The 18162-nt window shown below is 61.6% G+C and carries 19 protein-coding genes; 9 read left to right on the forward strand and 10 right to left on the reverse strand.

Annotation, left to right across the window (positions count from 1 at the left end):
- Entirely contained in the window at positions 1–930 is a 930-nt protein-coding gene (locus QP904_RS04460; RefSeq protein WP_080971159.1) for a Ppx/GppA family phosphatase, read from the reverse strand.
- Positions 931–963: 33 nt separating this feature from the next.
- Between QP904_RS04460 and QP904_RS04465 the strand changes: the two genes are divergently transcribed.
- Positions 964–1890: a DUF3109 family protein gene (locus QP904_RS04465; protein ID WP_284835593.1), complete on the forward strand. Its 927-nt coding sequence runs from the start codon at positions 964–966 to the stop codon at positions 1888–1890.
- Here QP904_RS04465 and QP904_RS04470 read toward each other — a convergent pair.
- The 4 genes from QP904_RS04470 to mshA all read right to left on the reverse strand — a co-directional run bounded on the left by QP904_RS04470 (position 1887) and on the right by mshA (position 5969).
- The gene (locus tag QP904_RS04470) at positions 1887–2594 is read right to left on the reverse strand and encodes a response regulator transcription factor (RefSeq protein WP_049358745.1); all 708 of its coding nucleotides are present in this window, start codon (positions 2592–2594) and stop codon (positions 1887–1889) included. The two genes, QP904_RS04465 and QP904_RS04470, sit on opposite strands and share 4 nt — an antisense overlap.
- Positions 2591–3853: a sensor histidine kinase gene (locus QP904_RS04475; protein ID WP_200288320.1), complete on the reverse strand. Its 1263-nt coding sequence runs from the start codon at positions 3851–3853 to the stop codon at positions 2591–2593. Before QP904_RS04475 ends, QP904_RS04470 begins: the two co-directional genes overlap by 4 nt.
- Before the next feature lie 63 nt (positions 3854–3916).
- Positions 3917–4663 carry a phosphoglyceromutase gene (locus tag QP904_RS04480; RefSeq protein ID WP_023020469.1) on the reverse strand — a complete coding sequence of 249 codons (747 nt, stop codon included), beginning with the start codon at positions 4661–4663 and terminating at the stop codon, positions 3917–3919.
- A gap of 40 nt (positions 4664–4703) precedes the next feature.
- Positions 4704–5969: a D-inositol-3-phosphate glycosyltransferase gene (mshA, locus tag QP904_RS04485; RefSeq protein ID WP_023020468.1), complete on the reverse strand. Its 1266-nt coding sequence runs from the start codon at positions 5967–5969 to the stop codon at positions 4704–4706.
- A 66-nt stretch (positions 5970–6035) separates the two neighbouring features.
- Here mshA and QP904_RS04490 point away from each other — a divergent pair, with 66 nt between their 5' ends.
- The 4 genes from QP904_RS04490 to QP904_RS04505 all read left to right on the forward strand — a co-directional run bounded on the left by QP904_RS04490 (position 6036) and on the right by QP904_RS04505 (position 11560).
- Positions 6036–7751: a long-chain-fatty-acid--CoA ligase gene (locus tag QP904_RS04490; RefSeq protein WP_200288322.1), complete on the forward strand. Its 1716-nt coding sequence runs from the start codon at positions 6036–6038 to the stop codon at positions 7749–7751.
- 1 nt (position 7752) lies between these two features.
- Positions 7753–8238 carry a methylated-DNA--[protein]-cysteine S-methyltransferase gene (locus tag QP904_RS04495; protein ID WP_284835594.1) on the forward strand — a complete coding sequence of 162 codons (486 nt, stop codon included), beginning with the start codon at positions 7753–7755 and terminating at the stop codon, positions 8236–8238.
- A 71-nt stretch (positions 8239–8309) separates the two neighbouring features.
- The gene (locus QP904_RS04500) at positions 8310–10019 is read left to right on the forward strand and encodes a long-chain-fatty-acid--CoA ligase (RefSeq protein ID WP_200288324.1); all 1710 of its coding nucleotides are present in this window, start codon (positions 8310–8312) and stop codon (positions 10017–10019) included.
- Between the two features lie 11 nt (positions 10020–10030).
- Positions 10031–11560, forward strand: a complete 1530-nt coding sequence (locus tag QP904_RS04505) for an AMP-binding protein (RefSeq protein WP_284835595.1) — start codon at positions 10031–10033, stop codon at positions 11558–11560.
- Here the strand turns inward: QP904_RS04505 and QP904_RS04510 are convergent.
- Complete coding sequence (locus QP904_RS04510; RefSeq protein WP_284835596.1) at positions 11557–12813, reverse strand: YihY/virulence factor BrkB family protein; 1257 nt, start codon at positions 12811–12813, stop codon at positions 11557–11559. The genes QP904_RS04505 and QP904_RS04510 overlap by 4 nt on opposite strands.
- Positions 12814–12884: 71 nt before the next feature.
- Between QP904_RS04510 and QP904_RS04515 the strand changes: the two genes are divergently transcribed.
- Positions 12885–13361, forward strand: a complete 477-nt coding sequence (locus QP904_RS04515; RefSeq protein ID WP_023020462.1) for an S-ribosylhomocysteine lyase — start codon at positions 12885–12887, stop codon at positions 13359–13361.
- 144 nt (positions 13362–13505) lie between these two features.
- Here QP904_RS04515 and QP904_RS04520 read toward each other — a convergent pair whose 3' ends face one another.
- Positions 13506–14612, reverse strand: a complete 1107-nt coding sequence (locus tag QP904_RS04520; protein ID WP_284835597.1) for a UDP-N-acetylmuramate dehydrogenase — start codon at positions 14610–14612, stop codon at positions 13506–13508.
- A gap of 24 nt (positions 14613–14636) precedes the next feature.
- Here QP904_RS04520 and QP904_RS04525 point away from each other — a divergent pair, with 24 nt between their 5' ends.
- The 3 genes from QP904_RS04525 (at position 14637) to QP904_RS04535 (ending at position 16865) form a co-directional block, all read left to right on the forward strand.
- Positions 14637–15128, forward strand: coding sequence for a DUF2505 domain-containing protein (locus QP904_RS04525; protein ID WP_200288327.1), 492 nt, complete (start codon positions 14637–14639; stop codon positions 15126–15128).
- A gap of 20 nt (positions 15129–15148) precedes the next feature.
- On the forward strand, positions 15149–15961 hold the full coding sequence (locus QP904_RS04530; RefSeq protein ID WP_239208717.1) for a class I SAM-dependent methyltransferase: 813 nt from the start codon (positions 15149–15151) through the stop codon (positions 15959–15961).
- A gap of 109 nt (positions 15962–16070) precedes the next feature.
- On the forward strand, positions 16071–16865 hold the full coding sequence (locus tag QP904_RS04535; RefSeq protein WP_284835598.1) for an LmeA family phospholipid-binding protein: 795 nt from the start codon (positions 16071–16073) through the stop codon (positions 16863–16865).
- A gap of 53 nt (positions 16866–16918) precedes the next feature.
- On the opposite strand, the gene QP904_RS04540 is transcribed toward QP904_RS04535, so the two are convergent.
- From QP904_RS04540 to QP904_RS04550, 3 genes are read right to left on the reverse strand one after another with little or no spacing between them, the layout of a single operon-like run.
- Positions 16919–17422, reverse strand: coding sequence for a beta/alpha barrel domain-containing protein (locus tag QP904_RS04540; RefSeq protein ID WP_248099219.1), 504 nt, complete (start codon positions 17420–17422; stop codon positions 16919–16921).
- Entirely contained in the window at positions 17422–17712 is a 291-nt protein-coding gene (locus QP904_RS04545; RefSeq protein WP_248099221.1) for a DUF2516 family protein, read from the reverse strand. Before QP904_RS04545 ends, QP904_RS04540 begins: the two co-directional genes overlap by 1 nt.
- Before the next feature lie 5 nt (positions 17713–17717).
- Positions 17718–18155, reverse strand: coding sequence for a CGLAU_01105 family protein (locus QP904_RS04550; RefSeq protein WP_284835599.1), 438 nt, complete (start codon positions 18153–18155; stop codon positions 17718–17720).
- Positions 18156–18162: the final 7 nt, after the last annotated feature.

Genomic DNA, 18162 nt, shown 5'->3' on the forward strand with positions numbered 1-18162 from the left:
CTATTCCAATCCCTTGTCGGTCCGGCGCAAAATGACGCCCTCACGCAGCGCCCATGGGCAGATTTCCAGCTTCTCGATTTCCAAGGCTCGCATGGATGCCTCGGCCACCAGAGCGCCGGCAACGATTTGGTGCGATCGGTTAGAACTTACACCTTCTAGGTCCGCTCTGTCTGCCGCAGTCATGCGGGAGATGAAGGAAATCAACTGACGCAGACCCGGTGCAGTCAGCGTGCGCTTGACGTATGGGCCGGCAGACGAGGGCGCAGAACCGGTAAGTCGTGCAAGCGTACGGAAGGTTTTAGAGGTGCCCACGGCGAGGCCGGCGGGACCCATCGCCTTCATCTGTGCGGCAACGTCCTCAAGCTCCGCATCAATAAAATCGCGCAGCGCACTTACCTTCTTCTTCTCTGGTGGGTCGGTATCGAACCAATTATGGGTCAACCGGCCGGCACCTAGGTCGAGGGAGAAAGCAAGGTCGGGGTGCTCATCAGTACCGGTGGAAAGCTCCAGCGAGCCGCCGCCGATATCCAGGTTGGTGATACGGCCAGCGGACCAGCCATACCAGCGACGCGCGGAGAGGAAGGTCAGCTGGGCTTCTTCCACGCCGGAGAGGATTTGCAGGCGCACGCCAGTATGCTTTTCCACCTCATCGAGCACTTCCTCAGAATTGGGCGCGGAGCGCACCGCCGAGGTAGCAAAGGCAATGAATTCAGCGCAGCCAAGTTTTTCGCCCAGCTCGCTAGCTTCAGCTACGGCACTGACCAGCTTCTTTACACCCTTTTCATGGATGTTTCCCTTCTTGTCCAGCTGTTCTACCAGCCGGAGCGGGGTCTTCCAATCACTCATCGGAGTCGGCCGTCCGCCCGTCGCGGCATCGACCGCAACAAGGTGGACAGTATTGCTTCCGACGTCTAATACACCTAATCGCACACTAATAGCGTAGTAGGTCTACCGTGGTTAGGTGTGAATCGCCCAAAATCTGACACGGTATATCTAGGTTTTCCCGCGAGCTCGCCCGCGGCGGCGTCGATAAGAGCAGGCCGCGAAGAGGCCCCCGATTTCCCGCGGGAGTGGTTTGAATTTACCAACCCGAACGACCCGCACCACGTCTTTTCCATCGACCTGACATGGGTGGAATCGCACTACAGCTGCCAGTTTGGTACTTCGGCATGCCGGGGCATCGACAAGCGCCAGCCCGAAGTGGGCTGCTGCGTGCATGGCGCTTATATGGCTGATGAGGAAGACCGCGACCAGCTTTATGACGCCGTCGCGCGCATGCCCGCCGAATATTGGCAGCTGCGCCCAGCGGGGGTAGATGAATTCCTCGCGCAAGACGATACGGATGAATTAGAGCCGTGGCTGGAATGGGACGAGCTCGACGGCGAGGACGGGGAACCGGAGCCGGCCCTTAAGACGCCGATTGTGGATGGCGCGTGCATTTTTGCCAACCGCACCGGTTGGGCAACGGGCACGGGCTGCGCGCTGCACCAGTGGGCGGTGGATGCTGGCGAAGAGCTCACGGTGGTCAAGCCGGAGGTGTGCTGGCAGCTACCGCTGCGCCGGTACGAGGATTATGAAGAACGCCCGGATGGGCAGGAGATTTTACGCACCCAGATAGGCGAGTATGACCGTCGCGGCTGGGGCAATGGCGGCGAAGATTTTGATTGGTATTGCTCAGCCGATTCCGCCTGTCACGCCAACCCGCTGCCGATGTGGCAGTCGCACGAGGACGAGCTGGTAGCACTAATGGGCCGCGAGTCTTATGAAATTTTGGCCACGCACTGCAAGGCCCGAGCGGCGGCGGCCGAACACGGCGTCCAGCTCACGCAGCACCCGGCCAGTGTGAAGGCCGGGAGCCTGCAGGCGGAAAGCCCGCAGGCGGAAGATTAGAGCTCGAATTTATAGCCCAGACCGCGCACCGTGACCAAGTGCTTCGGGCGGGAGGGCTGTTCCTCAATCTTGGAGCGGAGGCGCTTGACGTGGACGTCGAGCGTCTTGGTATCGCCGACATAATCAGCGCCCCAAATGCGGTCAATGAGCTGACCGCGGGTGAGCACGCGGCCGGCGTTGCGCAATAGGTACTCCAAGAGGTCGAATTCCTTGAGAGGCATGGATACCGGCTCATCGGCAACGGTAACGGTGTGGCGCTCCACGTCCATCTTAACGCGGCCGCCTTCGAGGATCTGCTCGGCTACCTCTTCTTCGGCCTCGGCCTCGGCACCGGCTCCAGAATCATGGCCGCGGCGCAGTACCGCACGGATGCGGGCGATAAGCTCGCGGGAAGAATAAGGCTTGGTGACGTAGTCATCGGCGCCCAGCTCGAGGCCGACGACCTTATCAATCTCGGAGTCGCGCGCGGTGACCATGATGACGGGCACGGACGAAGTAGTGCGCAGCTGTTTGCATACCTCGGTGCCGGACATGCCGGGCAGCATGAGGTCCAAAAGGACGATATCGATGTCGTTTGCGGCAAACTTTTCCAGCGCGGTAGGGCCATCATGCGCGATGATGGGCTCAAAACCTTCCTTGCGGAGGAGGAATGCCAGCGGATCTGCCAGCGACTCTTCATCTTCAACGATGAGGATGGTGGTCATTGTGCTTTATCCTTTCGACGTGCTGCAACGCGTGCCACTGCACGCGGGAGCCCAGGCGCCGCCGCGTCGACGGCATCCCTTTTCTCATTATCCTTCATGCCAGCTTCCTGCGCTGGCTTTTCTTCCCTGTAGATGGGCAATTCAATGGTGAATGTAGAACCCGTACCCGGCCGGGACCATAGTTTGATATTGCCACCATGGTTGGCCACCACGTGTTTAACAATTGCTAATCCTAGGCCAGTGCCTCCGGTCTGCCGCGACCGGGCTTGGTCTACACGGAAGAAGCGTTCAAAAACACGTTTCTGGTCATCCGGTGCGATGCCAATGCCACGGTCCGTGACGCGGATGAGTACGACCCCACCATCCACCACCTTTTGGGAGACAGACACCGGCATTTTCTCCGGCGAGTAGTTAATCGCATTGGAGACCAGGTTGGATAGTGCTGTTACCAGCAGGGATCGATCGCCTTTAACCTGCACGCCGACAGAGGCGCCGCGGTTGAGCTCGATGGAACGGGCCTCGGCAGCAAGGTGGTTGCGCGAGAGGGCTTCATCGATGAGATCATCTACGGCCAGCGGTTCCATCTCCGGCAGGGCCTCGGCGCCCTGCAGCTTGGACAGGGAGATAAGTTCGCTGACCATATCGGCCATGCGGTTGGCTTCCTTATAGACCTTATTGCCAAAGTACTCCACGGTCTCTTGGTCACCGGGATCTTGTAGCAGGGCCTCTGCCAGCAAGGCAATGCCGCCGACGGGTGTCTTGAGCTCGTGGGAGACGTTCGCCACGAAGTCACGGCGGGCGGACTCCATGCGGACATTTTCGCTTTCATCGGTGCCGTAGACGATGACAAAGCGGCCGTCATTAAGAGTCAGTGGCTTAATCACCGCCCTGACCTGCGTGACGCGGTGTCCCGTGCGCCGCTTGGGAATAGCTATGTCAACGGTGCGGGTCTCCTTGTCTTCGAAGACCTCCTGCGCGGTCTCCCATACCTCTGGGTTAACGGCGCGGTCATGCACCAAGGACATCTCATGCGCGGCCGGATTAGACATGACGATTTCCTGGCTGCGGTCCAGCACCGTCAGCGCCGTCGGCGAGCCTTGCACGGCCAAGTGCAGCACCTGGCTAACCGTCGTAACCTGATTGGCCCCGACATCGGTAGCCTGGCGGTAGCGCGCAATGCGCCCGCGCGCCCAGGACATCGCCGGCAGCGCCAACCCGCAGGCCACCACGCCGGCGGCAAAGGAAAGAATCAATTCCACGTGTCTAGCCTATCCATCACAAAGTCCCCAGGGAATACTCCCCGGGGACTTTAGCGCAGTTACTTACTTACCGCCCTGCGCAGCAACGGCGGCGGCACCGGCAGCAGCAGCTTCCGGATCCAGGTAGGTACCGCCTGGGTTTGCTACCGAGCCGTCCTCGGTAATCTCATAAACCAGCGGGATGCCGGTGGGGATATTCAATCCGGCAATATCATCATCAGAAATATTGTCCAGGTGCTTGACCAGTGCGCGCAGGGAGTTACCGTGAGCGGCGATGAGCACGGTCTCGCCCTTCTTTGCGCGCGGGAGGATTTCCTCTTCAAAGTACGGCACAAAGCGGGCGACAACATCCTTGAGGCACTCGGTCTGCGGGACCTTATCTAGGTCTGCGTAGCGCGGGTCATTGGCCTGCGAGTATTCGGAGTCATCGGCCAGCTCTGGCGGGCGCGTGTCATAGGAGCGGCGCCATGCCATGAACTTTTCCTCGCCGTACTCTTCCTTGGTCTCAGCCTTATTCAGGCCTTGCAGGGCGCCGTAGTGGCGCTCGTTGAGACGCCAATCGCGCACTACTGGGATCCAGTGACGATCGGCGGCATTGAGCGCGATATTTGCGGTGCGGATAGCGCGGCGCAGAAGAGAAGTATAAAGGACGTCCGGCAGAATGCCTTCCTGCGCGAGCAGCTCGCCGCCGCGCTTGGCTTCCGCCTCACCCTTTTCGGTCAGGTCTACATCGACCCAGCCAGTGAACTGGTTGGACTCATTCCACTTGGATTGGCCATGGCGAAGGAGAATTAGCTTTCCGTTAGTCATGTTTCCAGCATGCCACGAAATGGCTCCCAGCGTAGGAGGTTTAGTCTCCACTTGCCCGCCGTTGATGGCAGTCTGGAACCTCGATATGGCTGGCCTCGTCATAGATTTCTGCGAGCGCTGCGGCGGAGCTGGCCCAGCTAAAACGCGCGGCGTGGGCGACGGCGGCTTCGCCCATGGCGATGCGCATGGGGTCGTCGTCAAGCAGGCGGGCCAAGGCATCAGCCCAATCCTCCGGATCGTGCGAGTGCACCAGCAGGCCAGTTTCCCCGTCAGCCACGGCAATGGGTAGCCCGCCGACGGCGGCAGCAACCACCGACGTGCCAGAGGCTTGGGCCTCCAGAGACACTAGGCCGAAGGACTCGTTATAGCTGGGCACCGCCACAATATCAGCCGCGCGGTAGACCCCCACCAGTTCCTCCGGCGGGCGGGCACCCAAAAAGCGCACCCGCTTATCGACGCCCAACTCACGCGCCAACTCCCTATATGCCTCCGGCGCTGTATTGGCCCCCGACGGGCCACCGCAGATAACCACCCGCAGGTTGCGGGCCGGCTCGCGGCGGAAGAGCTCGGCCGTGGCGCGGATGAGTACCTCCGGGCCTTTGAATTTTTGTAAGCGGCCGACAAAGGCCACCACCTTGGTGTGCAGCGGAATGCCCAACTCGCGGCGGGAGCGCTCGGTATTGCGGTCCGTGCCAGGGGTAAAAAGCTCTACGTCGGCGCCGGGCGAGACCACGCGAATATTGGCTCTCTCGGCATCATAATGTTCGGCCAAGTCGCGGGCTTCTTGCTCGGTATTGACCACCAGCAAGTCCGCGTTATCCACCAATTGCTGTTCGCAGATGCGGCGGGCTTCGGACTCCAAGGTGTCATCCGCCGTCCGCGAGGCGTTTTTCACCGCGGCCAAGGTATGCGCTGTGTGAATAAGCGGGATACCCCAGAGATCCCGCAACAGCCAGCCCACCTGGCCAGAAAGCCAGTAGTGGGAGTGAATAAGGTCATATTTTTTACCCTGCCATTTGGCAAATTGCACCATGCCGCCGGCGAAAGCGGCCAGCTGGGTAGGGAGATCCTCTTTATCTAGCCCCTCGTACGGGCCCGCGACGATATTGATAACGCGCAGGCTAGGCTCCACCGCAATGATTTCGCCTTGGCTGGGCCGGGTGGCGCGGGTATAGACGTCTACCTCGATTCCCCGGCGGGCCAATTGGCGGGCAATATTGAGGACGTAGACGTTCATTCCACCCGCATCCCCTGAGCCAGGCTGCTCGATAGGGGATGTATGCATAGAAATCATGGCGATGCGCATGGCGCTCCATTCTAGCGGCGCTATACTGGCCCCTGCCAGAAACCTACGCTACCGAAAGGTCACGTTTTGTCCGCATATGAAACAAAGGCTTGGCTCCAGTATTACCCGGAATGGACACCGCATACGCTGGACTACGGCGATACCACGCTGCTGGATATTTATGACAACAACCTAAAAATCAACGCGGATCGGCCGGCTACCTATTTCTTTGGCCGTACGCAGTCCTATGCTGAGCTAGACCGCCAGGTTCGCGCAGCGGCCGCGGGCCTGAAGGCCTTCGGCGTGCGGCCAGGTGACCGCGTAGCGATCGTCGCGCCCAACTCGCCGCAGTACATCGCGGCGTTTTATGCCATTCTGAAGCTCGGTGCGCAGGTGGTACTGCATAACCCGCTCTACACCGCCCACGAGCTGGAAGGACTCTTCCAAGATCACGGCGCGCGCATCGCCATCGCTTGGGACAAGGCCGCGCCCACGCTGGAGAAGCTGCGGGCAACCACCAATCTGGAAACGGTCGTGTCCATCAACATGATCAACGCCATGCCCACCCTGCAGCGCGCCGCTTTGCGCCTGCCTATTCCGCCGCTCAAGTCCAAGCGCGAGCAGCTATCTTCCCCGGCGCCAAATACCGTGCCGTGGGAAACTTTGGTGGGCAACGCAATCGGTGGCGACGGCAGCGATATCACCACGCCGGAAGACGTGGACAAGGACACCATCGCGCTCATCATGTATACCTCTGGTACCACCGGCGCCCCGAAGGGCGCCATGCTCTCGCACGGGAACCTGTTTTCCAACCTCCTGCAGGGCAAGGCGTGGGTGCCGGGCTTGGGCGATAAGCCCGAGCGCATGCTCGCCGCCCTCCCCTTCTTCCATGCTTATGGCCTGACCATGAACGTGACCCTGGCGCAGTTTATCGGCGGCGAGCTGGTTATCCTGCCTAAGCCAGATATGTCGCTCATTATGCAGCTGATGAAAAAGCACACCCCGACCTGGGTGCCGGGTGTGCCGACGCTCTACGAGCGAATCGTCAAAGCCGCCGACGAGCAGCAGATTCCTATCAAGGGCGTGCGCGCAGCCTTCTCCGGGGCTTCTACCTTGCCTTCGGACACGGTCAAGAAGTGGGAGAACTATACCGGTGGCCTCTTGGTGGAAGGCTATGGCCTGACCGAATGCTCGCCCATCATCGTGGGCAACCCTATGAGCACCGACCGCCGCCCCGGCTACGTGGGCATCCCCTTCCCGGATACCGAGGTGCGCATCGCCAACCCAGATAACCTCGATGAAACCCAGCCCGATGGCACCGAAGGCGAAGTTTTGGCGCGTGGGCCACAGATTTTCAAGGGGTACCTCAATAACGAGGAGGCCACCGAGGCCGCATTCCACGGCGAGTGGTTCCGCACCGGTGACATGGGCGTTATGGAAGAAGATGGCTTCATCCGCCTGGTTAGCCGCATCAAGGAGATCATCATCACCGGCGGCTTCAACGTATATCCGGGCGAGGTGGAAGAAATCTTGCGCGAGCACCCGAGCATTGATGACGTCGCCGTGGTAGGCCGGCCACGCGAAGATGGCTCCGAGGACGTCGTCGCCTGCCTCGACTTGGCCGATGGCACCGCTCTCGACCCGGAGGGACTCAAGGAATACTGCCGCGAACGCCTTACCCGCTACAAGGTCCCGCGCACCTTCTACCACTTTGAAGAGCTGGCTAAGGATCAGATGGGCAAGATCCGCCGCCGCGAGGTCCAGGCAGACCTTATCCGCCGCCTCGAGGCCGAAAAGGACTAGCGTGTTCCGCCTCATCGATAGCCCCCTCGGACCCCTGCGCCTGCAGGCGAGCCCGCGGGGGCTTTCCCGTGTGGAATTCACCGCAACCGGCGCCCTGCCGGAAGCGGTGGGCAGTGCGGATGAAAGGGACGTCGAAAAGCACAGCACAGACGTGCTCGATGCGGCGCAGGCGCAGCTTGCGGAGTACTTCGCTGGCCGGCGCCGCGCCTTCGAGTTGCCTTTGGACCCGCCCACCACAACCGAATTTCGCGCGGCCGTACACGCGCAGTTGACGGAGATTGGTTATGGGGAAAAGGTCACGTATCGCGACGTCGCCAAGATGCTCGGCCGGCCCGGCGCGACGCGGGCCGTGGGCAGGGCGTGCGGCGCCAATCCCCTGCTTATTGTGCGGCCGTGCCACCGGGTGCTGCGTAGCGATGGCGGGCTGGGCGGATACGCGGGCGGGCTAGCTGCCAAACGATTTTTGCTGACGCTGGAAGAAATCTAGAAGGATTCTTTCGGTTTGGGATAAACTATCCCCTCAGAAATAGTTTTTGTAGCCAAACGAAAGGTTTTCGCGTGTCCACTTCCCCCTCCCAAGCCTGGCTCCAGCACTACAGCGACTGGACCCCACACACGCTGGACTACGGCGATAAGACCATCGTCGACTACTACCGCAATAACCTGCGGGTCAACGCCAATAAATCCGCCACCTATTTCTTCGGGCGCACGCAAACCTACGCAGAGCTCGATAGCCAGGTGCGCGCCGCCGCGGCCGGTCTCAAGGCCTTTGGCATTCGCCCGGGCGATAAGGTAGCCATCGTCCTTCCCAACTGCCCCCAGCACATCGCCGCCTTTTATGCGGTCCAACTACTCGACGCCACCGTGGTCGAGCACAACCCGCTTTATACCGCCCCGGAGTTTGAGGGGCTGCTCAAGGACCATGGCGCGCGCGTGGCTATTGCCTGGGATAAGACCGCCTCCACGCTGGAAAAACTGCGCTCGACTACCCCGCTGGAGACCATCATCTCCGTCAATATGGTAGATGCCATGCCTCCGCTCAAGCGCCTCGCGCTGCGCCTGCCCATCCCACCGCTGGCTGCCAAACGAGAGCAGCTGACCACCCCTGCCCCCAATACCGTGGAATGGTCCACGCTCATCGGCGCGGCCATCGGCGGCGACGGCACGGACCTCGATTTCCCCGAGATCTCCCCGGACGATATCGCGCTCATCCTCTACACCTCTGGTACCACCGGCAAGCCCAAGGGCGCACTATTATCCCATGGCAACCTCATCGCCAATGCCATCCAAGGCAAAGCCTGGGTACCGCAGATGGGCAAGCAGCAAGAGCGCTTCCTCGCAGCGCTGCCCATCTTCCACGCCTATGGCATGACCACGCTGTGCATTTTCAGTATCTACCTGGGCGCCGAGCTCATCCTGCTTCCCTCGCCGCAGATGCCGCTCATCCTGGACATCCTAAAGAAGCGCACTCCCACCTGGCTGCCCGGCGTGCCCACGCTCTACCAGAAGATCATGGACGCGGCCGAAGAAAAAGACGTTGACTTAAGCGGAATTCGCAACGCCTTTTCCGGCGCGGCCACGCTGCCTGTAGAGATTGTGGAGCGCTGGGAAACCATGACCGGTGGACGGCTCGTGGAGGGCTTTGGCATGACGGAAACCTCCCCGGTCCTCACCGCCAACCCCATGAATGGCAAGCACCGCCCCGGCTATGTGGGCGTGCCCTTCCCAGATACGGAGGTGCGCATCGCCAACCCCGATAACTTGGATGAAACCCAACCCGATGGCCAGCCGGGCGAGATGCTCGCGCGCGGTCCGCAAATTTTCCAGGGCTATTTTGGCAATGCCGACGCCACCGAAAAGACTTTCCACAATGGCTGGTTCCGCACCGGCGATATGGCACTGATGGAACCGGATGGCTATATCAAGCTGGTCAGCCGCATCAAAGAAATCATTATCACCGGCGGCTTCAACGTGTATCCCGCCGAAGTGGAAGAGGCCATCGCGCAGCACCCCGATGTGGTGGACGTCGCCGCCGTGGGTCGCCCCCGCCAGGATGGCTCCGAGGATGTCGTCGGCTGCGTCACCCTGCGCGATGGTGCCGTGCTCGATCCCGAGGGATTGAAGGAATTCTGCCGCGAGCGCCTTACCCGCTACAAGGTCCCGCGCACGTTCTATCACTTTGAGGATTTGGCGCGCGACCATCTAGGCAAGATTCGCCGCCACCAGGTGCGCAAGGACCTACTCGAGCTGTTGGAGGCAAAGGCCTAAACTTATCGGCTATGGCAGAAATTCACTATGGCGCTACCTTGACGGATTTCCTCACGGCGGCCGTCGCACAGTTTCCACAGCGCCCGGCCACCTACTTCGCCGGCCACACGCTAACCTATAGCGAGCTCGATGCCCAGGTGGCGGCCGCGGCCGGCGCCTTGCGCGAGATGGGCGTGCGCCCCGGCGACCGGGTGGCGCTCCTGCTCCCTAATTGCCCGCAACACGTGGTGGCATTCTTCGCCATCCTGCGCCTGGGCGCGGTGGTGGTGGAGCATAACCCGCGCTATACCGCGCACGAGCTCACCCCGCTGCTCGCCCATCATGGCGCCCGCGTGGCCATTGCCTGGGAGGACATCGCCCCCACCGTATCCGCACAGGTGGAGGCCACCATCTCCGTTTCCCTTGCCAATCCGCTTCCGCTTTCCGGCACCCCGGTGGAGCCGCACCCAGCCACGCTTGCCGACGCCGCCCTTATCCTCTACACCTCCGGCACCACCGCCCGCCCCAAAGGCGTGGTCTTAACCCACGGCAACCTCGCTGCCAACTGCTTGCAGCTAGAAACTCAGGCCCCGCTGCGCCGCGGTAATGAGCGCTTCCTGGCCGCGTTGCCCATGTTCCATTCCTATGGCCTGACGATGAGCGTGCTGCTTGCGGTGCGCTGCGCGGCGGAGATCATCCTGCTTGCCACCCCACGCACCGACGCAGTGACGGAAGCGCTTGCGACCCGCCGCCCCACCTGGATGCCGGGCGTGCCGACCATCTACGAACGCGCCATGAACTACGCTGCCACTGCCGCTGATTCCGAGTCTCCCTCGGATCTCGGCGGGGTGCGCTATTCCATCTCGGGCGCGGCCTCGTTGCCTTCGCGCATCATCGACCCCTGGGAGGCACGCACCGGTGGCATGTTGGTGGAAGGTTATGGGCTGACGGAAACCTCTCCCGTGCTGACCATCAATCCCCTTGATGACACCCGGCGCGCCGGCACCATCGGCCTGCCGCTGCCGGATACGCAGCTGCGCATCGGCGATCCTGCCGATCTCAGCCGCACCCAACCGGATGGCGTGGCCGGCGAGATCCTCGCCCGCGGCCCGCAGGTTTTTGGCGGCTACCTTGCCGACGCCCCCGCTACCTCAGCCGCCTTCCATGAAGGTTGGTTCCGCACAGGAGACATGGGCGTGCGCGAACCCGATGGCCATATCCGGTTGGTGGGCCGCATTAAAGAAATCATCATTACCGGCGGATTCAATGTTTATCCCGGCGAGGTTGAGGAGGCCTTAACCTCCCACCCCGATATCGCCCAAGCCGCCGTCGTAGGCACTCCCCGCTCCGATGGTTCTGAGGACGTCGCTGCCTGCGTGGTCCTAGCCCCCGGCGCCCGGGTCGACGAAGCTGCCTTGCGCGAGCATTGCCGCGGGCTGCTGGCGCGTTATAAGGTGCCGCAACGATTCTTTGCCATGGATAAGCTTGCCGGCGATCAGCTAGGCAAGCTGCGCCGCCGCGATGTCCGGCGCGATCTCCTCGCCCGCCTTCACCGCGACTAGTCTGCGTCGTTTTCTGCTTTGCGCACCGCTTGTTTGTAGATGCGCTCGGACCTCTCTTCTAGGTCATGTTGGGCACGGGCTTGGGATTTGGCGGCGGCATCGGAACGCGGCGGGGCCTGAATATGCCGCGCGGCGTGCAGACCCAGTTGCAGCTCTTTGGCGCGCAATACCTCCGCATCGATTTTGATGCCCAAAATGAGCATCGTATTAGATAGCCATACGGCCATGAATACGGCCATAATGAGGCTGAAGGCGCCGTAGACGCTGGCCCCAGCAAAGCGCTGGGTATACAGCGCGAAGGCTCCCCACACCACGACATTGGTGCTAAGCGCCACCACGGAGCCGAGAGTTATCCAGCGGAAGCGCGCCGGCCGCACATTCGGGGAAAAGTGATACAGGATGGCAATCAACGTCAGCACGACCACCACGGTGAGTGGGAAGCGCAGCCAATTCCACACCGGCATAAAGATGCCGCCCAAAAAATCCGCGGCGCCTTGCATCTCTAGCTTGCCGGCCAGCGGTTCGACCACACCGCTGACAATGGTATCGCGCAGCAGGTTAGCAAAAAGCACGATCACCGCGCCGATGACCAGGACGATAGTAAGCCCCCACATGAGTGCCCAGGTGCGGATTATTCCGCGGCCCTCTACCCGCCCGTAGACGGTATTGGCGGTGCGCGAGAAGGCACGCACATAAGCCGAGGCGGCAAAAAGAGAGACCAGCACGGATACCACCAGCGCGAAGGTGCCTTGGGCGGTGGAACCAATGATGGAACCGACGAGGTGCTCGGCCTGCTCCGTCATCGAACTGGGCACGTAGTCTGCAATGAACTGCGAAGTTAAATCGTGTACCTCGGCACGCCGCGAGGAGAAGATGAGCGTCGCTATCGAATAGGCCGCGAGCACCGTAGGGGCAAAGGCCATAAGCGTGAAGTACGTCATCGTGGCGGCGCGATCCATCAAGGCATCGTGGAAGAAGTCCGCCCACACGCGGCGGAGCACCAGCCCCCAGCTTTCCTTACGCAGGCGGTTGCCGCGGGCCAACGGATCGACATTTTCGGTGTGGCCTTCAATCTTGACCATGGTGGGCGCAGTGCTCAGCACGATTTTATCCGCGCCCTCATAGACGGATTCTCTTACCGGAGTGGCTGAAGCGCTCGGCCGTGCAGTGGCGGACGGGTCGCCAGCAGACAGATCGTCGGCCGCCATGTTCGCGGCGCCAGGAACCTCGGCGGAATCGTCCAGTGTGCTCATATTATCCCAGCGTATGCGGTAAAGAATCTATTTCAGGAAGTGACACTCAGCTGTGATTACACTGGAGAAGCATGACTGAACAGAATGATAAGAAGCTCAACGTGAAGTCCTTCGAACTCGACCACCGCCTCGTCAGCGCACCGTATATTCGCGTGGCCGACCGCACGGATTTGGGTGGCGGCGTCGAAATCATTAAGTACGACTTGCGCTTCTGCCAGCCTAATCAGGATCACCTTGATACCAAGGCGCTGCATTCGGTGGAGCACATGATGGCCAACTTCATGCGCAATTACACCGATAAGCTCATCGGTTTTGCCCCAATGGGCTGCCGTACCGGCTTCTACGCCATCACTAATGGCATGGAACAAGACGAGCTGCTGCGCGCGGTAGAAGGCGCGCTCAACGATATTCTTAACGCCACCGAGGTACCCGCAGCCAACGAAGAGCAGTGCGGCTGGGGTGCGCACCACAGCCTGGAGGGTGCGCAGGAGGCGGCCCGCGCTTTCCTAGGTGCTAAGGATGAGTGGCTTCAGGTCATGGCGGCCTAATCCAGAAACCTTCGCGGGCGCGACAAACGCGACAGGCGCCACGCCCGCAAAGCGGCCACGATAGACCCGAAAACCGTGTGGTTTAGGGCGCTATCGTGGCTGCTTTATAGGTTTTAGGCCCCAGTGTGCAGGGGCAACCCCACGCTACTCGTCGAGGGCGAGGCCAATCCAGACGGGTTCGGGCACGAGCTCCACGCCGAAAGCATCGCGGACGCCATCGCGGATGGTGCGGGCAAGGTCCACGATATCGGCAGCCGTAGCCTCGCCGCGGTTGGTAAGCGCCAGCGTGTGCTTTGTCGAAAGCGTAGCCCGGCCAGAGCCTGGGTAGCCCTTGGCAAACCCGGCGCGATCAATGAGCCAGGCCGCGGAAAGCTTTTCCCGGTCGGCCTCGGAGGAGGGGTGGCGGGGCATGGAGTCTGCGGTGGCGTCGCCAAGCGAGGCACGAACCTTGGCCTGCACGGCGTCGGCAAGAGCGGAGTCCACCACCGGGTTGGTAAAGAAAGAGCCGGCGGACCAGGTGTCATGATCGGAAGGGTCGAGCACCATGCCCTTGCCGCGGCGCAGTTTTAAGACCTCCTCGCGGACCTCGGCCACGGGGCGGCGCTCGCCGGGGTTCTGAGTAAGTTGGCCAAAGCGCAACGGGCGGGATAAGCCATCGTTGTTGAGCTGGAGTTCTACCTCGAGCACGACGGCGCGGCCGGTGAATTTCAAGTTGGAATAGCGATACGCCAGCTCCAGATCGGAGGCGGGGACCCACTCATCGGTATCGGTGCGGCGATTATAGAGGCGCACGCGGGTAAGTACCTCGGAGATTTCCGCGCCATAAGCACCCACGTTTTGCACCGGAACCGCGCCCACCGTGCCGGGGATGCCGGACAGGCACTCGATGCCACCCAGGCCAAGCTGAACGGAGCGGGCCACCACGTCATCCCAGTTGGCGCCCGCCTGCGCGCGCACCAGACCGGATTCGGTGTCCATGGACACCTCAGCAAAGTCGAGGATGACGGCGACGACGTCCACGGAGCCATCGGCCACCAAGAGGTTGGAGCCGCCGCCAACGACTATGAACTTCACCGCAGCGCGATGCAGGGCGCGGACAACGGACACGGCGGCATCCGGCTGCGAGCAGCGCAGTGCGGCCTGCGGTTTTCCACCCACACGCAGCGTAGTCAGATCCGCAAAGGTGGCGGTAGAGTCCAGTTCCACGCCGTCGATCGCTGTGAGCTGTTGCGTCAAAGATTTATCAAGCACGCCTACCAAGGTAGTCTGTTAAGCATGTCAACCCGTAGTGAAAACACCGTAACCATCAATCAGCCCATCGAAAAGGTGCACAAGGCGCTGCTCACAAAGGAATACTGGGAGTTCATCGTGGCCAACCTCTCCCCTGAGGCGGGTCAGGTGCACGACTTCAGCGATAATGTTGCTACCCTTTTCGAGGTTCTGCCGACCACCCTGCTGCCAGAGGCAGTGCGCGCCATGGTCTCCCAAGACCTCAAGGTCAAGCGCGTGGTCACCGTCGGCGAGCTCAACGGTGAAGCCGCTGACGTTAACTACACCGCAGATGTCAAGGGCACCCCGGTGGACTTCAAGGGCGATATCTCCCTGGCTGGCGAGGGCGAGATGACCAAGCTGTCCTACGTCAACGAGATTTCCGTCAATATCCCGATGATGGGCGCCGCCATCGAGCCGAAGGTGGGCGAATCCCTGGCTGAGCTCTTCGATAACGAAGGCAAGCTCACCGAGCAGTGGATCTCTGAGAACGCCTAAGTTCTACAGCACCGAAATCTATGGCCGACCACGCACATAATCTGCGCGCTAGCGCAGCTGCGGGTCGGCCTTTTGGCGTTATTACCCGCGGCACCACCAATCACAATCGCCTGCGCCGCTGCGATAGATGGATGCTCGCGCATCCGGAGATTTCCACGCTGCTGCGGCACGTGGAAAAGCCGCTCGCGCTCGACGTAGGCTACGGGGCCTCGCACGCCACCACCGTGGAATGGGCAGGGTGGCTGCGCCGGGCGAATCCGCAGGTAGACGTCCGCGGGCTCGAAATCCACCCGGACCGGATCCTGCCACCGCGCGACGGCGTGCGCTTCGAACTTGGCGGCTTTGAACTGGCCGGCTACCGGCCACAGCTGGTGCGCGCATTCAATGTGCTACGCCAATACGACGTGGACCAGGTCCAGGAGGCCTGGCAGACGGTGTGTTCTCGGCTTGCCCCCGGTGGCTTCTTTGTGGAGGGCACCTGCGATGAGCTGGGCCGGCGCGCGGCCTGGTTGCTGCTGGATGCCCACGGCCCACGGACTCTCACCCTGGCGTGGGACCCGTTCGATGTGGCGCGGCCCTCAGACATCGCCGAGCGCCTGCCCAAAATCCTCATTCACCGCAACGTTCCCGGCGAGCCCATCCACGAGCTGCTTAAGGCCGCCGACGAGGCCTGGGACCACGCGGCGGGGTGGGCGCCCTACGGCCCGCGCGTGCGTTGGCGCATGGCACGAGCCACGCTTGCCGACGCCCCCTTTACTATCCACACCATCCGTCGGCGCCTGCGCGATAATGTGCTGACCGTGGACTGGGAGTCCGTCGCGCCACGGGACTAACCGCTCCGCGCGATGATGGCAGCTGGGGCAGCTGTGAAGTGCCTAGCAATGTGCCCGAGAACTCCCGCAAACTTTGCCCCGCGCCGTCTCATGCGCCACACTGGTACGCATGGCTTCGAAGAAATCGGCGGGTTCACTCGCCTGGAAAATCATCATTGGCATCCTCGTGGCACTACTCGTGCTCATCCTCTTGGCCGAGTTCGGCCTGCGCTGGTTCATCGGTCACCAGATGACCTCGCAATTTAACCAGGCTGCCGAGGAAGAAGGTATCCAGGTCAAAGAAGATCCCTCCGTCAGCTTTGGCGGCAGCCCGCTGCTCGTCGGGCTATTTAAGGGCTCCATTTCCCAGATGGATATGACCACGCCGTCCACCCTGCAAATCGATGGCACTGATATCAAGGGCCAGCCTGCCTCCGAGATCCACGTAGAAGATATGAGCACCGACCAGGAGAATCCGGTGGCCGGCAAGCTGCGCGCTTCCACCACCGTGCCTGATGACTACCTGCTGGCTTCCTTCCAAAAAGGCATTTCCGAGCAGGCCGGCAGCGAGAAGGTGGGCAATATGGTGGTCACGGAGATTAACGCCAATGAGCAAGACCACGTGCTAGACGTGAAATTTGCCGGCGGCCTTGCCAACCTCTCGCTGGAGCCCACCGCCCACGATGGAAAGCTCGATATCCGCGCCACCGAGGCCTCCATCTTCGGCCTCGAGCTGCCGGATCAGGCCACCGAAGCTATCTCCTCCGCCCTGCAAAATGGCATGTCGGATCAGTTCGTGGGTTCTGACATGAACGTGGATTCCGTAGAGGTACTCGATGGCGAGCTCAAGCTCACCATTACCGGCACCGATGTTCCGATGAACGACATGGATAAGTTCGCCGGCGGCGGTGACTCCGCGGGCTAGGGCGGCGCCACGGGCAATGGCGCGCCGCAGCAGGACGCGCAGGAGAAAGCCGCCTAAACCGCGGGAGCGGGAAACTCGAGGACCGGAAGTGTGGCAGCGGCCAACTCCGGTCCTTTTTTCTTGCCTTCTTCACCGGCCGCGGATTCCGCGTAATCCGCGGCCTTGCGGCTGCGCACAATGAGGCGCTGGTAGCCGGCTTGATGGGCGGCTTTAAGGGTGGCGTCGGCAAGCGGAGCGTCCGGCACGATGAGGCCCAAGCGGGCCGGATCCGGGCAGGCCTCGCGGATGGCAATGAGCTCGGAGAGCACGGCATTGGCATCCGCTACGCTCGCATCGAGGCTGACCCACACCTCGCTGGCGCCCGATTGGATGGCCAGGCGCGCCTCGGAGGCCTTGATGAGAGTGTGGTGGCGGCCGGTGGGATACCCCGCGACAGAAATAATATCGGCCGCGCCCGCGCCTGCGGCAAGGGAAACATGGTGCGGGGAGACAAGGACGGTGTTATCGGCGGCGCGCTCCTTGACCGTCGCGGCCGGGGCGTCAAGCAAATTAAGCATTAGTAGCTGTAGTCGCCGTTGATAATGGCCTTGAGCTGCGGGCGCACATCAAACCAGTACACGCCGGTAATGACCGCGCCGATCCAAGACAGAAAAGCCAAGCCGGTGGCCATCGCTACCGCGGAGCCGGCCAGCAGGCCTACCCACACCCACTTACCTTGACGGTCGCCGGCTCGGAAGGCATCCTCGCGCGTGGTGGCGGCGAGGACCGCGCCGACAATGGCGGTCAGGGCGAGGATGCGCAAAATATAGGCATCCAAGTAGTACGCAATTTCAAAAAGTGAATTCATGCAGGTTAATTCTGTGGGTCGTCGGTGTCGATTACTTCGCCATCGATAATATTATCGCCCTGCGAAGGAGCCGAATCCTGGCCAGGGCGCGCCGCATTCTTCTTTTCCGCGCGGCGGGCCTGAGCGGAATTATAGGCATCCATGACACCCTCGCGGGTCTCGTTATAGGCGGTGGAGAACTTGCCCTTAGCGGCGTCGAAAGCAGCGGACTCACGGGTGCCATCGGCGGCCTTCTTCACAGTGGCACCGAGCTCCTTCGCGGTGGCAGTGGCCTTATCCACCAAGCCCTCCTTGCCGGAGGCGCCATAGGGGCTTTTGGCCTCCGCGCCTTGAGCGTGCTGGGCGCGCTCCTCCTGCAGGCGACCGCCGAAGTCCTTGGCTACGTCAAAGGCAGCGCTGCCAGCATCCTTCAGGGAATCAAAAATCTTCTTATTATCGCTCATTGTTCAT

Origin of the sequence: Corynebacterium nasorum (assembly GCF_030229765.1) — a bacterium.
Lineage (GTDB): Bacteria > Actinomycetota > Actinomycetes > Mycobacteriales > Mycobacteriaceae > Corynebacterium > Corynebacterium kefirresidentii.

What these genes read in the sequence shown, in the direction of transcription:
- QP904_RS04540 (WP_248099219.1), bottom strand. Translation starts at nt 17,422, where the DNA reads ATGCTTAATTTGCTTGACGCCCCGGCCGCGACGGTCAAGGAGCGCGCC.
- QP904_RS04515 (WP_023020462.1), top strand. Translation starts at nt 12,885, where the DNA reads ATGACTGAACAGAATGATAAGAAGCTCAACGTGAAGTCCTTCGAACTC.
- QP904_RS04505 (WP_284835595.1), top strand. Translation starts at nt 10,031, where the DNA reads ATGGCAGAAATTCACTATGGCGCTACCTTGACGGATTTCCTCACGGCG.
- QP904_RS04545 (WP_248099221.1), bottom strand. Translation starts at nt 17,712, where the DNA reads ATGAATTCACTTTTTGAAATTGCGTACTACTTGGATGCCTATATTTTG.
- QP904_RS04525 (WP_200288327.1), top strand. Translation starts at nt 14,637, where the DNA reads ATGTCAACCCGTAGTGAAAACACCGTAACCATCAATCAGCCCATCGAA.
- QP904_RS04480 (WP_023020469.1), bottom strand. Translation starts at nt 4,663, where the DNA reads ATGACTAACGGAAAGCTAATTCTCCTTCGCCATGGCCAATCCAAGTGG.
- QP904_RS04535 (WP_284835598.1), top strand. Translation starts at nt 16,071, where the DNA reads ATGGCTTCGAAGAAATCGGCGGGTTCACTCGCCTGGAAAATCATCATT.
- QP904_RS04510 (WP_284835596.1), bottom strand. Translation starts at nt 12,813, where the DNA reads ATGAGCACACTGGACGATTCCGCCGAGGTTCCTGGCGCCGCGAACATG.
- QP904_RS04470 (WP_049358745.1), bottom strand. Translation starts at nt 2,594, where the DNA reads ATGACCACCATCCTCATCGTTGAAGATGAAGAGTCGCTGGCAGATCCG.
- mshA (WP_023020468.1), bottom strand. Translation starts at nt 5,969, where the DNA reads ATGCGCATCGCCATGATTTCTATGCATACATCCCCTATCGAGCAGCCT.
- QP904_RS04530 (WP_239208717.1), top strand. Translation starts at nt 15,149, where the DNA reads ATGGCCGACCACGCACATAATCTGCGCGCTAGCGCAGCTGCGGGTCGG.
- QP904_RS04550 (WP_284835599.1), bottom strand. Translation starts at nt 18,155, where the DNA reads ATGAGCGATAATAAGAAGATTTTTGATTCCCTGAAGGATGCTGGCAGC.